Annotated in this window: 15 protein-coding genes; 1 reads left to right on the top strand and 14 read right to left on the bottom strand. The window is 50.9% G+C overall.

The genetic code is table 11. The annotated features are described in order from the left end of the window. From MJZ26_12725 to MJZ26_12665, 13 genes are all read right to left on the bottom strand, one after another. A partial coding sequence (locus MJZ26_12725; GenBank protein ID MCQ2106645.1) for a glucosylceramidase occupies nucleotides 1-491 on the bottom strand: 491 nt, incomplete at its 3' end. A 170-nt stretch (nucleotides 492-661) separates the two neighbouring features. Continuing rightward, a complete protein-coding gene (locus MJZ26_12720; protein MCQ2106644.1) occupies nucleotides 662-2,098 on the bottom strand; it encodes an NADH-quinone oxidoreductase subunit N in 1,437 nt (478 codons plus the stop codon). A 1-nt stretch (nucleotide 2,099) separates the two neighbouring features. Then, a complete protein-coding gene (locus MJZ26_12715; protein MCQ2106643.1) occupies nucleotides 2,100-3,554 on the bottom strand; it encodes an NADH-quinone oxidoreductase subunit M in 1,455 nt (484 codons plus the stop codon). 102 nt (nucleotides 3,555-3,656) lie between these two features. Next, a complete protein-coding gene (nuoL, locus tag MJZ26_12710) occupies nucleotides 3,657-5,612 on the bottom strand; it encodes an NADH-quinone oxidoreductase subunit L (GenBank protein MCQ2106642.1) in 1,956 nt (651 codons plus the stop codon). After that, complete coding sequence (gene nuoK, locus MJZ26_12705; protein MCQ2106641.1) at nucleotides 5,605-5,910, bottom strand: NADH-quinone oxidoreductase subunit NuoK; 306 nt, start codon at nucleotides 5,908-5,910, stop codon at nucleotides 5,605-5,607. The genes nuoL and nuoK overlap by 8 nt, the downstream gene beginning before the upstream one ends. Further along, entirely contained in the window at nucleotides 5,907-6,473 is a 567-nt protein-coding gene (locus MJZ26_12700) for an NADH-quinone oxidoreductase subunit J (GenBank protein ID MCQ2106640.1), read from the bottom strand. Before MJZ26_12700 ends, nuoK begins: the two co-directional genes overlap by 4 nt. After that, entirely contained in the window at nucleotides 6,473-6,946 is a 474-nt protein-coding gene (locus tag MJZ26_12695; protein ID MCQ2106639.1) for a 4Fe-4S binding protein, read from the bottom strand. The genes MJZ26_12700 and MJZ26_12695 overlap by 1 nt, the downstream gene beginning before the upstream one ends. A gap of 14 nt (nucleotides 6,947-6,960) precedes the next feature. Next, a complete protein-coding gene (locus tag MJZ26_12690; protein ID MCQ2106638.1) occupies nucleotides 6,961-8,082 on the bottom strand; it encodes an NADH-quinone oxidoreductase subunit H in 1,122 nt (373 codons plus the stop codon). Between the two features lie 8 nt (nucleotides 8,083-8,090). Beyond that, nucleotides 8,091-9,242 (bottom strand): hypothetical protein, encoded by a 1,152-nt coding sequence (locus tag MJZ26_12685; GenBank protein MCQ2106637.1) that lies wholly within the window; start codon nucleotides 9,240-9,242, stop codon nucleotides 8,091-8,093. Next, nucleotides 9,239-10,531, bottom strand: coding sequence for an NADH-quinone oxidoreductase subunit NuoB (gene nuoB, locus MJZ26_12680; GenBank protein MCQ2106636.1), 1,293 nt, complete (start codon nucleotides 10,529-10,531; stop codon nucleotides 9,239-9,241). The genes MJZ26_12685 and nuoB overlap by 4 nt, the downstream gene beginning before the upstream one ends. Then, entirely contained in the window at nucleotides 10,522-10,902 is a 381-nt protein-coding gene (locus MJZ26_12675; GenBank protein MCQ2106635.1) for an NADH-quinone oxidoreductase subunit A, read from the bottom strand. The genes nuoB and MJZ26_12675 overlap by 10 nt, the downstream gene beginning before the upstream one ends. A 41-nt stretch (nucleotides 10,903-10,943) precedes the next feature. Then, complete coding sequence (locus MJZ26_12670; GenBank protein MCQ2106634.1) at nucleotides 10,944-11,537, bottom strand: hypothetical protein; 594 nt, start codon at nucleotides 11,535-11,537, stop codon at nucleotides 10,944-10,946. After that, nucleotides 11,534-13,681 carry a RelA/SpoT family protein gene (locus tag MJZ26_12665; protein MCQ2106633.1) on the bottom strand — a complete coding sequence of 716 codons (2,148 nt, stop codon included), beginning with the start codon at nucleotides 13,679-13,681 and terminating at the stop codon, nucleotides 11,534-11,536. Before MJZ26_12665 ends, MJZ26_12670 begins: the two co-directional genes overlap by 4 nt. Before the next feature lie 423 nt (nucleotides 13,682-14,104). On the opposite strand from MJZ26_12665, the gene MJZ26_12660 reads away from it, so the two are divergent. Continuing rightward, entirely contained in the window at nucleotides 14,105-15,679 is a 1,575-nt protein-coding gene (locus MJZ26_12660; GenBank protein ID MCQ2106632.1) for a hypothetical protein, read from the top strand. A 51-nt stretch (nucleotides 15,680-15,730) separates the two neighbouring features. Here MJZ26_12660 and MJZ26_12655 read toward each other — a convergent pair whose 3' ends face one another. After that, nucleotides 15,731-16,618, bottom strand: a complete 888-nt coding sequence (locus MJZ26_12655) for a hypothetical protein (GenBank protein ID MCQ2106631.1) — start codon at nucleotides 16,616-16,618, stop codon at nucleotides 15,731-15,733. Nucleotides 16,619-16,812: the final 194 nt, after the last annotated feature.

Below are 16,812 nucleotides of genomic sequence, written 5' to 3'. Positions count from 1 at the left end.
CGGTCGCTCCACTGGATGTGCCAGCGTTCGAATGCGGCCATGTTGTTCTTCAGGAATTCCTTATCGGAAAGAATCTTGTTCAGCTTAGCTTCGGCCTTCTTCTGGTCGGTTTCGGTGAAGAGAGCTTCGCCCTTGGCGTCCACCAGCTTGAACTTGCCCAGGTAGGTGGTGAATGCTGCAAAGTTGTAAATAACCAGCTGAGCCTTGTCGCTGATCACGGCTTCACGGAAGAAGAAGTTGTTGAAGCGAAGGTCGGAAGCCTTTTCGGTGCGGACCTGCACGCCCGGCATCACGTTCATTACGGGAGTGGTGCCTGCGGGAGTTGCAGTAAAGGTAGAACCAATGCCGCCCACTGCGATACCGGTGGTAGACGGAGTGGTAGAAAGCGGGGTATACCAGGGCTGGATGAATTCCACGGCAAGACCCGGGGTCATAAGCTTCTGGACGGAACCGGCCATCTTGGCGCCGGCAAGGTATTCTTTAGTGCTCATATAGATTTCCATTGAATGGAGGGTTAATAAAATTTATCACCACTAATCTAGCATTTTTAGGTGGCTAGCGGAGAGATTTTGGTCAACTAAGTGTTTACAACAGCACCCAGCGTTTGCTGGGTGCTATAAAATCAAATTTCTTTAAAAATATGTCTTTTTCTAAAGAAATTCTAAAGGGACATTCCTGCAAAGATGTTATTGCTCAGGAAGGGGAGGAGCCCGATAAGAATGACGGCTGCGGTAAGCAGGACGATGGTCACGCGCTGGCGCATGGTCATTTGGAGAGGAGACAGTTCCTTTTCGGGTTCGTCGGCCCAGGCGCTCTTGATCACTTGCAAGTAGTAGTACAGGGCAAGAACGTTGTTCAAGACGGCAAATACCACAAGGCCGTAGTGGCCGGTGGAAGCGCCGCTGAAGAACAGGTGGAACTTGCCGAAGAAACCTGCAAGGGGAGGAATGCCTGCCAAGCTGAACATGGCTACGGCCAATGCGGTTGCAAGGCTGACGCTCTGCTTGGAAAGACCCTTCAAGGAATCAAAGGATTCTTCACGATGGTGACCAATAATGCCAAACACGAAGAAGGCGAGGTAGTTTGCCAGGGTGTAAATAAACAGGTAGTAGATGATGGCGGTCTTGGACATTCCCACAGGACCAAGAAGGGCTACCATGATATAGCCTGCCTGGGCGATGGAACTGTAGGCCATGAATCGGCGGAGTCTGCTCTGCTTCAATGCTCCCAAGTTACCGACGAACAAGGTTACGCCTGCAAGGATTGCAATAAGCGGTGCGATCTGCTGCTGTACAGGAGCCAAGGGGCCAAAGACCAGGATTACCAGGAATGCAATGGCGGTAGCCTTGGAGGTTACTGCCAGAAGTGCAGTGACTGGGCTGGGGGCACCTTCGTAAACATCCGGAGCCCAGGTGTAGAAGGGGAACAAGGTCAGCTTGAAGCCGATTCCGCAGAAGAGGAACAGAACGGCGATCCAAAGCAACGGGGATGTGCCTGCTGCAGCGGCGCTATAAATTGCGTCGAAATGAATGGATCCTGCAAAACCATACAGATAGCTGAAACCGAACAACTCAAATGCGGTTGCCACGGAACCCATCAAGATGTACTTGGTGGCCGCTTCGGAACCCAAGAGATCCTTCTTGTTCCATGCAGTCAGAATGTACATGGGAATGGTCGCCATTTCAAGGCCCAGGAAGAACGTGAGCAAGTCACAGGCGGAAACCACAATGTAGCCGCCGAAGGTTGCGAAAGCGACTGTACCTGCAAATTCCGCAATCTGGTGCAGCTGGGGTTTGCCATCGGCATCGTGATCGAAGTAATCCTTAGCCAAGAGCAGACCCAGGATCGCACTTAAGGTAAGCACTTCGCGCATCAAGATGCCAAAGTCGTCTACACGCCAGTTACTGATGAAGTGGTTGCCACTGCCGCCAACAAGAGGCAGAACGTTTAGCCAAATGAACACGGCAATCAAGCCGATACAGGCAAGACACCAGGGAAGCTTGGAATTCTTGACTAGCAGACGACATCCGATTACCAGGAACGGAAGGACCAAGAGAATCAAGTCAGGAAGAATGAAGTTTGGAATTTCAAAACTCATATTAACCTCCAACTACCGGTGCCGTGGCAGCGGCTGCGGAAATCTTTGCGAAAATCGGGGCAATGCTTTGGTCCAGCATATCGGCAATCCAACCCGGGAAAATACCAATCAAGAGCAGGCAAAGCACCAGAACTACAACCACAATCTTTTCTCGGCAGTTTGCATCGGTCAAGGATTCGTACTTGGCGGGCATGTTGCCGTGGAGCATGCGGTTTGCTGTCTGCAGAATGTAAACTGCCGTTGTGGTAATGGAAAGAATTGCAAGAATGGTTACGATGCGGGTGAGGGTGGATTCCTGTGCGAAAGCGCCGATGAAGATGTTGCTTTCGGCAACGAATCCGCTAAAGCCCGGCAGGCCGAGACCTGCAAAACCTGCGATGGCAAAGCCTACGCCCAGGAACGGAACCTTGCGCATAATGCCGCCCATTTCAGTAATGTCGCGGGTATGAGTACGCTCGTAGATCATACCGATGGTAGCGAAGAACAATCCGGTCAGGAAACCATGGGAAATCATCTGGAGACTTGCACCGCGAAGACCCACCGGGGTAAGGGCTGCAAGGCCAAGGAAGATGAGGCCCAAGTGGCTAATGGAACTGTAGGCCGTGATGTACTTGAGGTCCTTGTGACGGAGTGCAATGAAGGGACCAAGAACCACGTTGAAGATCAGTAATGCTACAACGTAGGGAAGCCAAATCTTTGCTGCTTCCGGCATCAGGAACATGGCCACACGAAGGCATCCGTAGGCGCCCATCTTCATCATGACGCCTGCAGCTAGCATAGAAACTGCGGTAGGTGCAGAGGCGTGGCCGTCCGGGCTCCAAAAATGGAAGGGGAACAAGGATGAGCTGACTGCAAAGCCCATGAACATCAGCGGGAATGCCCACATCTGGAATTCCATGGGGAGGGTAACCTTGGAAAGTTCAACAATGCTCCAGCTGGATGCTCCGCCTTCGAAGTAGAGGCCGAACAAGGTTGCCAGAATCATGGAAGAGCCGAAGGCGAGAGTCAAGGTAAGTTTCTTACCGCCGTAATCCTTGCGGCCGGAACCGTAGCCTGCGATCATCAGGTACATGCACAGGGCTTCCATTTCGTAGAATACGAAGAACAGCACCAGGTCAATGCTCATGAATACGCCGTAGACGCTGGTTGCAAGCATCTGGATTAAGGCGAAGAATACTTTCTGGTTTCCCTTGATTTCCCAGCTCACCAGGATGCCGCCCCATACGATGACAGCTGTCAATAGCAGCAGGAAGATGTTGAGACCATCTGCGCCTACAATGTAGTGGGCGTTGAGGCCATTGAGCCAGGGAATGTCTGTAAAGAAGCGAAGAGCAAGCGGAGCTGCATTTTCGTCAATGGGGGCTCCGGACAGTGTGTAGACTCGGTAGGTTAGATATCCAACCAATGCCAGAACGAAAGTTCCGGAAAAGGCATGGATGCCTTTAATCAGTTTCATCTTGCTTCCTGGAATTGGAACGCAGACGAGAACGGTCAAAAGCGGAATGAGCCAAATCAGATTAAAAAGTAATGTATCCATAGTACTTATAACCTCTCAATCTTAAAACGGAAGCTGACCAAAGAAATACCACAGCAGTACACCGACTACCAAGGATCCAAGGTAGAATGTCAAGTTACCACTTTGAGCGGTACGGACCAGGTCGCCCATTCTATGAACGAACCAAACCACAAAGGCCAAGATGCCTTCGATGATGTAGTCCTGGATGAACCTTGCTACGCGGGCGATGCCGCCGATAACAAACTGGCGAACCACGGCGTAGTACATTTCGTCGAAATAGAACTTGTGGTAAACAACCTTGTAGATGCCGCCGCGGTTGGTGTCGTCAAGAGCACGTTCAACCTTTGCCTTGGGGCTTGCGTAAAGGACCCAGGCAATCAGCAGGGCCACTACAGCAATGGCTACGGCAACGTAGGGAATCCAGTGGGCTTCTGCCACTTGAGTCAACTGCGGTACATTAAGCTTGCCCGGCACGAAGAAATGCTCGAACAGACCCTTTGCGGCAAAACCGCTAGCCAGAGCAGGCACTGCCAAGATGGCGATGGGAAGGGTCATGAAGAAATCTTCGTGAACATGACCTGCCTTCACGCTTTCGGAACGCGGAGCACCATGGAAAGCGAGGAAGAACAGACGGAACATGTAGAAGGTGGTGAGACCGCTAGTCAGCAAAGCCAAGCCGAACACAACGTAGTGATGTGCCTGGAAAGCCGTCAAGATGATTTCGTCCTTGGAGAAGAAACCGGAGAACGGCGGAATGCCTGAAATGGCCAGAATGGAAATCAATGCGCAGATGTAGGTCAAGGGCATCTTCTTGCGGAGGCCGCCCATGGCGTCAAGATCGTTGGTGTGAACCTGATGGATCAAGGAACCCGCAATCAGGAACAAGCTGCACTTGAAGAATGCGTGGGTGAAAATGTGGTAGGTAGATGCTGTCCAGCCGGTGGTTACCACTGCGTCACCCATGTGGCAAGCACCCAGGGAGAACATCATGTAGCCCAGCTGAGAAAGAGTGGAGTAAGCGAGAATGCGCTTAATATCCTTCTGGGTACAAGCAATCACTGCGGCGAAAACCATGGTGAATGCGCCTACTACCATGATCAAGTTCATGGTGCTTCCGCTGAGAGCGAAGAAGGGGAACAAGCGAGCGACCAGGTAAACGCCTGCCACCACCATGGTGGCACTGTGAATGATGGAAGACACCGGGGTAGGACCTTCCATGGCGTTGGGAAGCCAAATGTGCATGGGGAACATGGCGGACTTGCCCCAGCCACCGGTGAAAATCAAGACGCCGCCGAGAACCAGAGCCTCTGCCTTGGAAACCGTCATAAGTCCAAGATCAATGAACTGGGCCTTGAACGCGTCCATGGTAAGACCATTCAATGTATTAAAGTCGAAACTCTGGGCGACAAAACTTACAATCACGATGCCCAACAGGAAGAAACTGTCGGCGAATCGGGTAAGGATGAATGCCTGCTTGGATGCGCTCACCGCAGAAGGCTTGTGGTACCAGAAGCCGATCAGCAGGTAGCTGGAAACGCCCACCAGTTCCCAGAAGATGAACATCTGGAAAAGGTTGGTGGCGGCAACCAGCCCAAGCATGCTGAAACTGAACAGAGAAAGCAGCGCAAAGAAGCGGCCTTCGGCGCGGTCGCCTCTCATGTAGCCAACGCTGTAGATGTTCACCATGAAGGCGATGAATGTTACCACAACAAGCATCATGATGGATAGGGGGTCCACCAGAAGGCCGATGTTTGCCACAAAGCTTTCGGCAAACTTCAAGAAGGGAATCTCGAAAAGGATTGCCTTTTGGGGAGCAATGCCGGAACTGAAGTAGTTCACCGCCAGCATAATGGCGGAAACCATGGCGATGCCGTTGCAAACGATGGCGAATGCTGCAGCACCCTTGGCGGAACGCTTGCCCAAAAAGAGCCCGTTCACCACAAAGGTAAGAAGCGGCATCAGGAAAATAAGATAGCTGATAGAGATGTCGTTAATCATGGAGATCCCTCAACTGTTCCACGTCAAGACTCTTGCGACGGCGATACATGCTGACGATAATGGCCAAGGCCACTGCCATTTCGCATGCAGTCACTGCGATGACGAAAATACCAAAGACAGCGCCTGCAGTAGAGTCCTTTGCGCTAAAGTAGGCGAATGAGATAAAGTTCATGTTGGCTGCGTTCAGCATGATTTCCATGGAAATCAGCATGCCAACCAGATGGCGGCGACGCATAAGGCCCCAAAGGCCAACGCCAAAGAGAATGAACGAGAGAATAAGGCAGTTCATCAAAGTCATTTTTCGTCCTCCTTTCCGCGGCGGGCAACCGTAATTGCTCCAATCAGGGAGGCTAGGAGCAGGATACTGACCACTTCGAAGGGAATGATGAATCCGTTGGCGCTGTAGTCCAGCAGGCGGATGGCAATTTCCTTCAGGGAGGCAAAGCCTTCGGGTGCTGCGGCTGTTGCTGTTGCGAGGGTCTGTACCGGCAAGACGCATTTCAGCATAACCGCAACAAAGGCGATACTTAGGATGAATGCTGCGAAGAATCGAGGAATCTTTGTTGTGAATGCGTCTTCACCTAGATGGCTTGTAAGCAAGATGGTAAAGATCACGAAAATCACCACGCCACCGATGTACACCATGATCTGAGCCAGGGCGTTGAATTCGGCGTGGAGCAGCAAGTAGAGAACGGTGGTTCCCACAAAGGAGAAAATGAGGAACACGGCGCTCTGCAGAATGTTTTTCACGGCAACCGTACAGATGGCGGTCACCACCATGACGAATGCCACGACGTAGAAGGCAATGTCGATTCCTCCCAGGGGGAATACGTTTGCCAAGCTTGAAAGATCCGGGAACATTAGCCTTGACCCTCCTTCTTGTTCAAAATCATTTCCAGGGACTTGATGTCGGTGGTTGCCACTTCAAATTCCGGAGCCATTTCAATGGCACCGAAGGGGCAGGCTTCCACACACAGGCCGCACTGGGTGCAACTTGCAAAATGATACACGTAACGACCCAAGACTTTCTTGCCAGCAATGTTCTTGGTTGCCTGAACATTGATACTTCCGTTGGGGCAGCTACGTTCGCACATGCCGCAAGCGGTGCAGTGATTGTTGCCGTCGGCGTCTTCTACCATGGAAAGGCGGCCGCGGAAACGTTCGTGCATTTTCAAGGTCTTGCGGTTTTCGGGATACTGTTCTGTAACCACGCGCTTGGGATTGAAGAAGTAACGAAGGCTGACAGACAAACCGCAGAGCAAGCTCCATGGGCCTGTAACGCACTTCTTGAGATAACCCTTGATATACTGTTTTGTAGAAATCTTCTGTTCCATAAAACACCTCTACCTTAGCCTACCAAAGCCACATAGGCAGCGCCAGCCACCAGCATCAGCAGGTTCAGGGGCAGCAGGAATTTCCATTCAAAGCTCATCAACTGGTCTACACGGGGGCGGACAAAAGTCCAACGGACCATCATGTAGGCCCAAATCATGAAGAACACCTTGGCAAAGAACCAAACGACGCCAGGAACCATGGTCAGTACATTGTCGATGGGAGCAATGCCTACGCAAGGTGCATAGAAACCGCCAAGGAAGCAAGTGACTGCCAGGGAGGAATTTGTTACCAGGGCAATGTATTCTGCCAGGTAGAACATGGCAAAAGGAGTGCCGTTGTATTCTGTATGATAGCCGCCGGTCAGTTCCTGTTCCGCTTCGGCAATGTCGAAGGGGGCGCGGTTCATTTCGGCGGTAGAAGAAATGAAGAACATGACGAAAGCGATGATGCCAAGTACCGGAACTCGGAAAATGGTCCAGTCAAAGACCGTGCCGCTTTGTGTCTGGGTAATGGACATCAAGTTCGTGGAACCTGCTATCATCACTACGAATAGGAGCACCAAGGCAAAGGAGATTTCGTAGCTGATCATCTGAGCGCCGCTACGAAGAGCACCAAGCAAGGAGTACTTGTTGTTACTGGACCAGCCGCCAAGCAAGATGCCTAGCACGCCAAAACCATTGATGGCGATAATCAGGGGAATGCCCATGTCGATGTCTGCAACCACCAGGTTCTGGCCGAAGGGGATGAGTGCTGCAACCATGAAAGGTGCAATTAGCACAATCAGCGGAGCCAGGAAATAGACGAACTTATCTACTCCACCAGGTGCGTAGACTTCCTTGAAGAGCATTTTCAAGACGTCTGCGATAGTCTGGATGGTTCCGTGCCAGCCAAGGCGCATGGGCCCCATTCGGCACTGAACGTGGGCGCAAACCTTACGTTCCATGTAGATAAGGATCGGTGCAGAACCGATGTTCACGAGACACACTGCGATGATGCAGATAACGGCGTTCACCAGGAATGCGACAACGCTGTTCAAAGTGTCGGACTGGATGGAAGCAGGCAGATATTCTGCAAGCTTCGGCACCCATTCTCGTACAAAGTCGCCAATAGGATTAGTTACTGAAGGTACGAACATATGCTAACCTACCTGTCAATTTCCGGAATCACGGGGTCCAAGGTTGCCATGATGGTGACAAGGTCCGAAACGGTGAGTCCTTGGCACATCTTGTTCAAAACGCCGATGTGGGGGAAGCTAGGACCGCGTGTGTGAATGCGGTAAGGCTTGTCGCCGGCGGCGGCCACCACGTAGGTTGCGTAAAGACCCTTGGCGGTTTCGATCTCGCTGTAGTAGCGGCCAGGATTCAGCTTTACGGGCTTTTCCTTGCTGCGCCATGGGCCCTCGGCGGGGAACTTGTCGATGCACTGGCGGAGAATTCGCATGGATTCGTGAATTTCTGCAATACGCACGTTGTAACGGTCGTAGCAGTCGCCGTTGTAGGCGAGAGGCACGTCGAATTCCAGCTGGCTGTAAATGCTGTAAGGATTGTTGCGGCGAACGTCGAAGTTCACACCGCTGGCACGGGCCACAGGGCCGGAGCAGGCGTATGCGATGGCGTCTTCCTTGGAGAGAATACCGATACCGATGCTACGTTCGCGAACGATAACGTTCTTGGAGAGGAATCGTTCGTAGTCCTTCATGGTGGAATCCAAGTGTTCCAGGAAAGCCTTGACGCGAGGAATAAATGTATCCGGCACATCGAAGCGGCTTCCACCCGGTCTGAAGAAGTTCATGGTCAGGCGGGAACCGGTGACTTCCTCAAGAATGTCGTGAATCATTTCACGTTCCTTGAAACCGAAGAGCAAGCAGGTCTGGCCGCCCAAGTCGCCGCCGAAGCAGCCGAAGAACACCAGATGGCTTGCAATGCGGCCCAGTTCCTGCAGCATGACGCGGATGTATTCCTGACGGAGGGGGACGCCCACGTTCATGCCCTTTTCATAAGCAAGGGCTACACCCAGGTTGTTCTGGATTGCAGTCAAATAGTCTTGACGGTCGGACATGGGGAAGTACTGCAGGTAGCTCATGGACTCGGCCTGCTTTTCCATGCCGCGGTGAATGTATCCGTGATGGGGAACCAGTTCCACGATGGTTTCGCCGTCCATGCGGATGGCCAGGCGGAGGGCGCCGTGGGTACTGGGATGTTGGGGACCCATGTTGACGAAGAATTCATCGGAATAGGCTTCGTCGCTATCATTACGGATGATTTTGAATCCCGGAGGGAGCTGTGTCATACTCATACCGGCCTCTTGATCATATCGGGATGGGTGAAATCTTTACGCAGGGGGAATCCTACGAAATCCTTGTCCAGGAAAATGCGGCGCAGGTCGTCGTGACCCACAAAATGGATGCCGAACATGTCGTAGACTTCCCGTTCCTTGATGCTTGCGGCGGGGTACAGGCTTGTAATGCTGGGGACCTTTGCAAGCAGGGACGTGGTCCGTTTTTCTTCGGGTACGCTTTCGTCCTTCTTCAGCGGGATGCAGAAGAAGACCTTGTGTCCCAAATCGATACTACGGAGCTGGGTAATCAATTCGAAGTGATCCGGGTAGTCAATAGCGGTTACATCGATGAGGTAATCCATCTTCAGTGCAGGATCATTCTTTACAAATTCTGTAACAGCCAGGTAGTCGTTTACATCCAGTGTAATTTCTACGGGGCTGTCGGAAGATGCCTTGGCCAAGGTATTTTCCAGTACGCTCTGACCATCTTCGGTCTTTGCCTCGGGATCGACACCCTGGATGGAGGCGCTTTCGAATTTGGCCTTGATCTTCTTGAAAATTTCCGCCTGTGAAAGCTCCTTCTGGGAGGAGGCTACGGCAACAGGGCGTTCCACTTCGGGGAATGCTTCCTTCGCGACGCGTACAGGCTTGAAAGTGCTCTTGTAGTCCGGATTTTCGGCCTTGAACTTCTCGCGAGCTTCGGCCATTTCCTCGTCCTTGATCTTTTCAAGTTCGGCCCAGGCCTTAGCGGCTTCGCGGTAGCGGTCAATCCGGGAAACATCCTCGGGGTAGCCTTCCTGCCAAGGCTCGCGGCAGGTTTCCTTCAGGATCTTTTCACGCAAGGTCAAGAGGCCGTGGAACAAAGCTTCGGGGCGAGGCGGGCAACCGGGGACGAATACGTCTACCGGCAGGATATTCTGGGCGCCGCGGACCACGGAGTAGTTGTCGTAAATGAAGGGGCCGCCGCTGATGGTGCAGGCGCCCATGGCAAGCACGTACTTGGGGCCGGGCATCTGTTCCCACAGCATCTGGATAGCGGGAGCCATGCGCTTCGTGATGGTACCAGCCAGAATGAACAAGTCGGCCTGGCGGGGGGAGGCGCGGAACACTTCGGAACCGAAACGTGCAATGTCGTAACGGGCCATGGAGCTGCTCATCATTTCGATAGCGCAGCAGCTGGTACCGTAAGTCAGGGGCCAAATGGAGTTGGCCCTGGCCCAGTTCACCACGTAATCCACGGCGTTGACAACGTACTTGCCGCCGGGAATGGGATCCAGGATCTTAGGTGCAAAATTGATTATTCCCATTTGAGGATTCCTTTCTTCCATGCGTAGGCGAGGCCAGAGACCAGGATGGCGAGGAAGATAATCAAGTCAACAACTACAACGACAGGGGACAAAGCGGTGTTTCCTGCCATGATTTCCTTGAAATTCGCAGCCACAGGAAGCAGAAAAAGGGCTTCCACGTCAAAAACGAGGAACAGCAGGGCGAAAACGTAATACCCCACCTTGAACTGGATTCGGGCATTGCCAAAGGTTTCCATACCACATTCGTATGGAAGCATCTTGTTCTTGGTTTTTCTAGTGCGATAGCCCAATAACAGGCCCACCACCGTGGCTGCAGCCGCGATAAACGCCCCTAGAAAAAGGAAAATCGATAGAATTATATATTCAGACATCTCTTTCCTCTATTTTTCAATCGTCATTTATCAATCATCAACTAATAAAAGTTCTGGAGCTCCTGGACCGTTCCAAAGAGGGTGTTTCCTATCTGGAATCGTTCAAGAACGTGTTTCAGCAAATCCTTGAATTCGTCAATGGTGGCAACATTCATGGCGTTCAGTTTTTCCTGAATGTTGTTGACATAGCCGGATCCTACGGGTTTTGCCTTCATATCCTGCATTTCACCACTCCATTGCTGAAGCATACGGTCGGTATCGATTCTCGCAATGATGTAGTGGGTTGTTGATAAAAGTTCCTGCAAAAAGTGTACCAAGAAGATTTCTTCTTGTAAAATACCCCAACGTTTGTCCTTGGAGTACAGGGAGGCGTTTTCTGCCTTGCCATAAAAGACTGCAGCCTGCCCATATTCAAGGCAGGTTGTAATCAGATGCTCGTATCGTCTAATTTCTCTACTTAGATGCTGGAACCAGATGGAGTCGGCTACAGGGTTTGCCTCGGTTCGTTCGGCAATATCGTTAGGGAAGAGCGCTCTAAAGGCGTAGTATACTTCCTCGTAATAGCGATTGCGCATACGGCAATTGAATGCGCGGTTCTTTAAGGTGTAGTCACCACGGTGGAGTGTAGAAATCATGACTTGGTTACCTGGCGAACGCCGGAAATGTTCTTGATGCTACTAATGATGGAATCGACCTGTTCCTTGCGGAAGGCCTTGAAGGTAATGCGGATTCGTCCTGTGAACTGAACACTTGCCACAGACATTTTTTCCAGGAATACATTCTCGTTCTTGAGTTCCTGTAGAACGTCGATGGTAATGTTTTTCCTGTTGTCAGTAATTACCGTAATATGGGCGGAGAATGCCTGCTTGGTTTCCTCGCTCCATTCCACGGCAATTTGCTGCTCCGGAGGAAGTTTCTTCAATTCGGGACAGTTGACGTTATGAACTTCGATGCCGATCTGCGGGCGGAGTACCCCAACAATTTTATCTCCAGGGACCGGAGCGCAGCATCTGGGGAAGTGAATCAGTAGACTGGTTTCCTGCCCGATCTGCAGAGGCATGTCGCTGCTTCTGTCGCTCTTAAGATCTTTGTTGAAGGTGGGGAAGAAACGAAGACTGGTTGTCTCCTTGGACGTTTCTACACCGCCGTTGAGAAAACGCTGGATGTCTGCTAAGGGCAGTTCGCCCTGACCAACACGCTCGTAGAAATCCGTAATGTCTGCAGTTCCAAAGTACTTGCAGATGGATTCGTCGGAAGGTCTCTTGTCCTTTTCGATCTTGGCTAGTCGAAGTTCTCGAATCCAGATTTCCTTGCCGAGTCCTCGTGCCTGCTGAACCATGCTGGTCTTCATCCAGCGGCGCAGCTCCTGCTTGGCCTTGACTGTCTTTACCAGTTCAAGCCATTCCGGACTGGGTTCCTGGTGGTTGCTCTTGAGAATCTGGATGGTTGCGCCGTTGGGAACGACCTTATCTAGGTTCACAACCTCGTCGTTGATGCGGGCACCGATGCAGTGCAGGCCTAGTTCTGTGTGAACGGCAAAAGCAAAGTCGAGAACGGAGGCTCCTTCGGGAAGTTCAATGGAAGTTCCCTTGGGCGTGAATACGGTAATGCCCTGGGGCTTAAGGTCCACCTTCAGGAAGTCAAGATATTCCTTGCTGTCGGAAATCTCGGACTGGAGCTTCACCATGTGGTTGAGCCATGCCAGTTCCTCGCCTTCATGCTGGGTCTCGAGCTTGTAGGCCCAGTGGGCGGCAAATCCCTTTTCTGCGGTCTGGTCCATGTCCTTGGTGCGGATCTGGACTTCCACCATCTTGTTCTCGGGACCGATAACCGTGGTGTGGATGCTCTGGTACAGGTTGGGCTTTGGGGTTGCGATGTAGTCCTTGAAGCGGCTCTGGAGCGGAGTCCAAAGGTTGTGTACGTAACCTAGGGCCAGGTAGCATTCCGGAATGGTTTCCACGATGATGCGAATCGCAAAAATGTCGAAGATGTCTTCGAACTGGCAGCCGCGACTTAGCATCTTGTTGTGGATACTGTAAATGTTCTTGGTTCGACCTTGGATAGTGCAGTCGAAGTCTTCCAGGGCCATCTTGATCTGGAGAGGGCCGATAACGGACTGGATGTACTTCTCGCGTGCTTCCTTATTCTCAATAAGGGCGTCTACCAGCTTCTGGTATTCGTCGGGATTGACGTACTTGAAGCTCAGGTCTTCCAATTCGTTTTTAAGCTTGTAGAGACCGAAACGGTGGGTCAGCGGAATGTAGATGTCCAGGGTTTCCTGCGCAATCTGCTGGCGTTTCTCGGGCTTCATGTAGCGCATGGTTCGCATGTTGTGGATGCGGTCCGCGATCTTGATCATGATGACGCGCGGGTCCTTGGCCATGGCGATAATGAGCTTTCGATAGGTCTCGGCCTTTTGGGCGGTCTTATTCGCCTCTTGTGCGGCGGTAATCTTGGTAACGGCATCCACCATGAAGGCGGTGTCTTCGCCGAACATTTCGGAAAGTTCTTCTAGGGTATGATCTGTGTCCTCGACCACGTCGTGGAGAAGGCCTGCAAGGACTGTAGGCTGGTCTTGCTTAAGGTCGGCAAGTATCTTGGCAACCTCGTACGGGTGCTCGGTATAGGGCATGCCGCTTTTGCGGTATTGGCCTTCGTGGGCTGTTGCAATAAAGACTACAGCCTTAGACAGAACCTCGCGATTCAGATCGGGGTTCTTTTTAATGAGCAGGTCTACAATGTGCTCTTGGTTGGATGTGAGAACTACTTGATCCATCATGTTCAATAATATGTATTAATCGGTTCGATTGTGTGTGAAAATTGCCGAAAATAAGCGAAAAAAAAGGTTTTTTACTGGGCAACCCTATTCCAAGTTGGAATAAGTTTTTTGTCTGGGAAAATGGAGTGGCGAGTAGGGTGGGGATGATGGATTCGCATTGTTGTAAATCAATACAACGGATTGTTGAAAATTTTTAGTAAAAAGGCTTAGCAGAAAGCTAAAATTACAGATGAATTCGGGGTTGGGAGACCCTATAAACGAGGCGTCCGGGATTTTTCCCGGGCGTCTTTTTGCTGGAGTGGGGTGTTGTATTTACTAACAACGTTTTATGAATTGGAGTGTGACCGGAATCACTCTTTTGAAAATGTCTTATAGGAACCTCAATCTCAAATGATTGGGATGAGGGTTGATTTGGATTGGTATATGAAAACAAATAGAATGCAGGCAGTTTCTGCCATAGCAGTTTTTGGGCTGTTCTTCTTGAACGCCTGTTCCGAGGATAAGAATTCTGCAGTTGATCCGGGGTTAGGAGAAATCCCTGAATCCAGTGATAGCTTTCTGCCAGATGGATATCCCTTAAGTTCCACCATGGAAGAATTTCCAGTAAGTTCCGAAGGTTTGGATCCTTCCAGCTCTGCCTCGGAAGTACCAGTAAGTTCTGCTGGGGAGCTGCCCTTGAGTTCAACGGGTGAAGTGAGCTCCAGTTCCGCTGAAGTTGCTGTGGAAAGTTCTTCCTCCGTGTTCACTGCAAGTTCCTCTTCGGAACGGGTTGAGAGCTCGTCTGCGGAATCCGTTTCTAGCAGCAGCGAAATCGTGGTGAATCCCGCTCCCGCCTTCAAGGAAGACTACCGTGATGAATGCACTATCGGGAATATTCCTACGAGCGTAAACAACGCAAAGCTTCCGGACCCGTTTACCACTTTGGCGGGTTCCAGAATTTCCACCAAGGACGAATGGAAGTGCCGTCGCGAGGAAATTGGTGCCATGTACGAAAAGATCATGTATGGTGACAAACCCCGTAATCCCGAAAAGGTGGAAGGTTCCATGTCCGGCTCGACTTTCACAGTGAAAGTGACCGACAAGGGTAAGACAGCGTCCTTTGCCGTAACAATCAACGGCGCTGGTACTAAGGATAAGCCCAAGCCAGCCATGATTGGCTTTGGCGGAGGCTTTATGGGAAACACTTGCGGAAGCCTTGGCGGAGCGCTCTCTGGTCTTGATATCGCCCAGATTATCTTCAACCCCGATAACGTAGCTCCCGAAAGTCAGCGCGGTAGCGGCAAGTTCTACGACATTTATGGATCCAACGCTAGCACCGGTACCATCATGGCATGGGCATGGGGCGTAAGCCGCCTGATCGATGCCCTGGAAAAGACTCCGGAAGCTGGCATTGACGTGAAGCATCTTGGCATTACCGGTTGCTCCCGCTGGGGCAAGGGCTCTCTAGCTGTTGGCGCCTTTGATACCCGTATTGCCTTGACCATTCCCCAGGAATCCGGTTCCGGTGGCGCTTCTCTCTGGCGCGTGGGCGCTCAGGTCAACAAGCAGAAGGGTAAACAGTTTGTTCAGGGCTTGAACAGTGCCGGTTCAGAAGGCAACTGGATGAAGACAACCTTCAAGAACTACGACGGAAAGGAAAACACCTTGCCCTTCGACCAGCATATGCTGGTGGCCATGGTGGCTCCTCGTCCCTTGTTGATTATTGACAATGCGGGCCAGGAATGGCTGGGAGAAGTTCCTTCCAATTATTGCGGCCAGGCGTCCAAGGAAGTCTTCGATGCCCTCGGAGTGACGGAGAACTATACCTACTCTCAGGAAGGTGGCCATGCCCACTGCAGCCTACCTAACGGACAGTTTGACGAAGTCAAGGACTTTATCAATAAGTTCCTGCTAGGGAAGGATGTAAAGACCGGAAAGATTGACTACACCAAGAATTCTGAAAGAATTAGCTGGAATAAGTCCGAATGGATTGACTGGACGACTCCTGTACTTAAGTAACTCCGTTAGTAGTCTCGTAAAAAAAGGATCCCTTTATGGGATCCTTTTTACTTAGTTGCATTTGGACGGGTCGTCCAGCAGTTCCTTGCTCACACTTACTGTGTCAGGTGCTGGCGAGGGAATATTTTTGCCGGAGTCATCGATGTTGTTGCATTCATCGAGCCGAGCCTTGTACTTTAGGTCTGTGCAGTATAGTTTATCATTATACTGTTGTTCATAACTAGCGTTCAACGAATCGTTATGTGCCGTGGCGATGTTATATTCTTCTTCGCCGAATACGGTGCCATCCATGCAAGTGATTTTTTCGATGGATTCTGGCTTTGTTGAACTAGAACTTTGTGGAATGAATGTTCCGTAGGCGCACACAGGTTCAATTTCTTCATAAAATTTTTTGAAACAGGCTTTTTTTTCTTCGGAGAATTCTTGGGTGACCCAATTGTTGGCGGACATTTGAAAGTAATATTCCCACTCTAAATCGCCTTCGATATTATTGTTTTTATGAACGCTGACAATCTGATTGGGTATTACTGATTGGGTACTTTTGCGACCACCGTGTTCTGCGCAAATTCCGAACAGTTTTTCGTATTCTTCAGGGGTGTAAAGGTAATCACCCTTTTGTTTCAGAACTTCTGCAGAATAGTTGGAATCGTTATTGCAGATGAATCCTTTAACAGTAACATATTTATGTTGCATCATCCCTGCGGTCGCATTGTAAAATCGTTGATCTTCCTCGAAGGAGCCTTTCTTACAGGTAATTGTAGTATCCGCGAATACCTTGTAACCGTATGTTTCGTTTGTCTTGCTAGAACTGGATTGCTCAATTGAATCTGAACTGGAACTACTAAGGCTTGATTCGCAGTCTTCTTCGCAAGTGTCAGAACTAGAGATGTTTCCCGAATCGGGATCGTAAATAGGGGCTACGCCATAGAGCGCGATCATGCCTCCAGCGCAATTTGTAGACAGTTCCGATGAATCGTTGCAAAGATTTTCACCCGAAATTGGACCTACTGGCTCTGAATCTTCTGAAGTGGAACAGCTTGCCCAAAATAAAGCTGCTCCACTAAGACACAACTTTTTCGAGGCATCATCAACATGTGTGGAAGCATTTAGGCAGCCTTGCTAGATGATCCTCT

It is taken from the genome of Fibrobacter sp. (assembly GCA_024398965.1).
GTDB lineage: Bacteria > Fibrobacterota > Fibrobacteria > Fibrobacterales > Fibrobacteraceae > Fibrobacter.
Note: the sequence above shows the minus strand (reverse complement) of the source record. Positions and strands in the feature narration are given on the sequence as shown.

Coding starts and splice junctions, on each gene's coding strand:
- MJZ26_12720 (MCQ2106644.1), bottom strand. CDS start 2,098: ATGAGTTTTGAAATTCCAAACTTCATTCTTCCTGACTTGATTCTCTTG.
- MJZ26_12715 (MCQ2106643.1), bottom strand. CDS start 3,554: ATGAAACTGATTAAAGGCATCCATGCCTTTTCCGGAACTTTCGTTCTG.
- nuoL (MCQ2106642.1), bottom strand. CDS start 5,612: ATGATTAACGACATCTCTATCAGCTATCTTATTTTCCTGATGCCGCTT.
- nuoK (MCQ2106641.1), bottom strand. CDS start 5,910: ATGACTTTGATGAACTGCCTTATTCTCTCGTTCATTCTCTTTGGCGTT.
- MJZ26_12700 (MCQ2106640.1), bottom strand. CDS start 6,473: ATGTTCCCGGATCTTTCAAGCTTGGCAAACGTATTCCCCCTGGGAGGA.
- MJZ26_12695 (MCQ2106639.1), bottom strand. CDS start 6,946: ATGGAACAGAAGATTTCTACAAAACAGTATATCAAGGGTTATCTCAAG.
- MJZ26_12690 (MCQ2106638.1), bottom strand. CDS start 8,082: ATGTTCGTACCTTCAGTAACTAATCCTATTGGCGACTTTGTACGAGAA.
- MJZ26_12685 (MCQ2106637.1), bottom strand. CDS start 9,242: ATGAGTATGACACAGCTCCCTCCGGGATTCAAAATCATCCGTAATGAT.
- nuoB (MCQ2106636.1), bottom strand. CDS start 10,531: ATGGGAATAATCAATTTTGCACCTAAGATCCTGGATCCCATTCCCGGC.
- MJZ26_12675 (MCQ2106635.1), bottom strand. CDS start 10,902: ATGTCTGAATATATAATTCTATCGATTTTCCTTTTTCTAGGGGCGTTT.
- MJZ26_12670 (MCQ2106634.1), bottom strand. CDS start 11,537: ATGATTTCTACACTCCACCGTGGTGACTACACCTTAAAGAACCGCGCA.
- MJZ26_12665 (MCQ2106633.1), bottom strand. CDS start 13,681: ATGATGGATCAAGTAGTTCTCACATCCAACCAAGAGCACATTGTAGAC.
- MJZ26_12660 (MCQ2106632.1), top strand. CDS start 14,105: ATGAAAACAAATAGAATGCAGGCAGTTTCTGCCATAGCAGTTTTTGGG.
- MJZ26_12655 (MCQ2106631.1), bottom strand. CDS start 16,618: ATGATCGCGCTCTATGGCGTAGCCCCTATTTACGATCCCGATTCGGGA.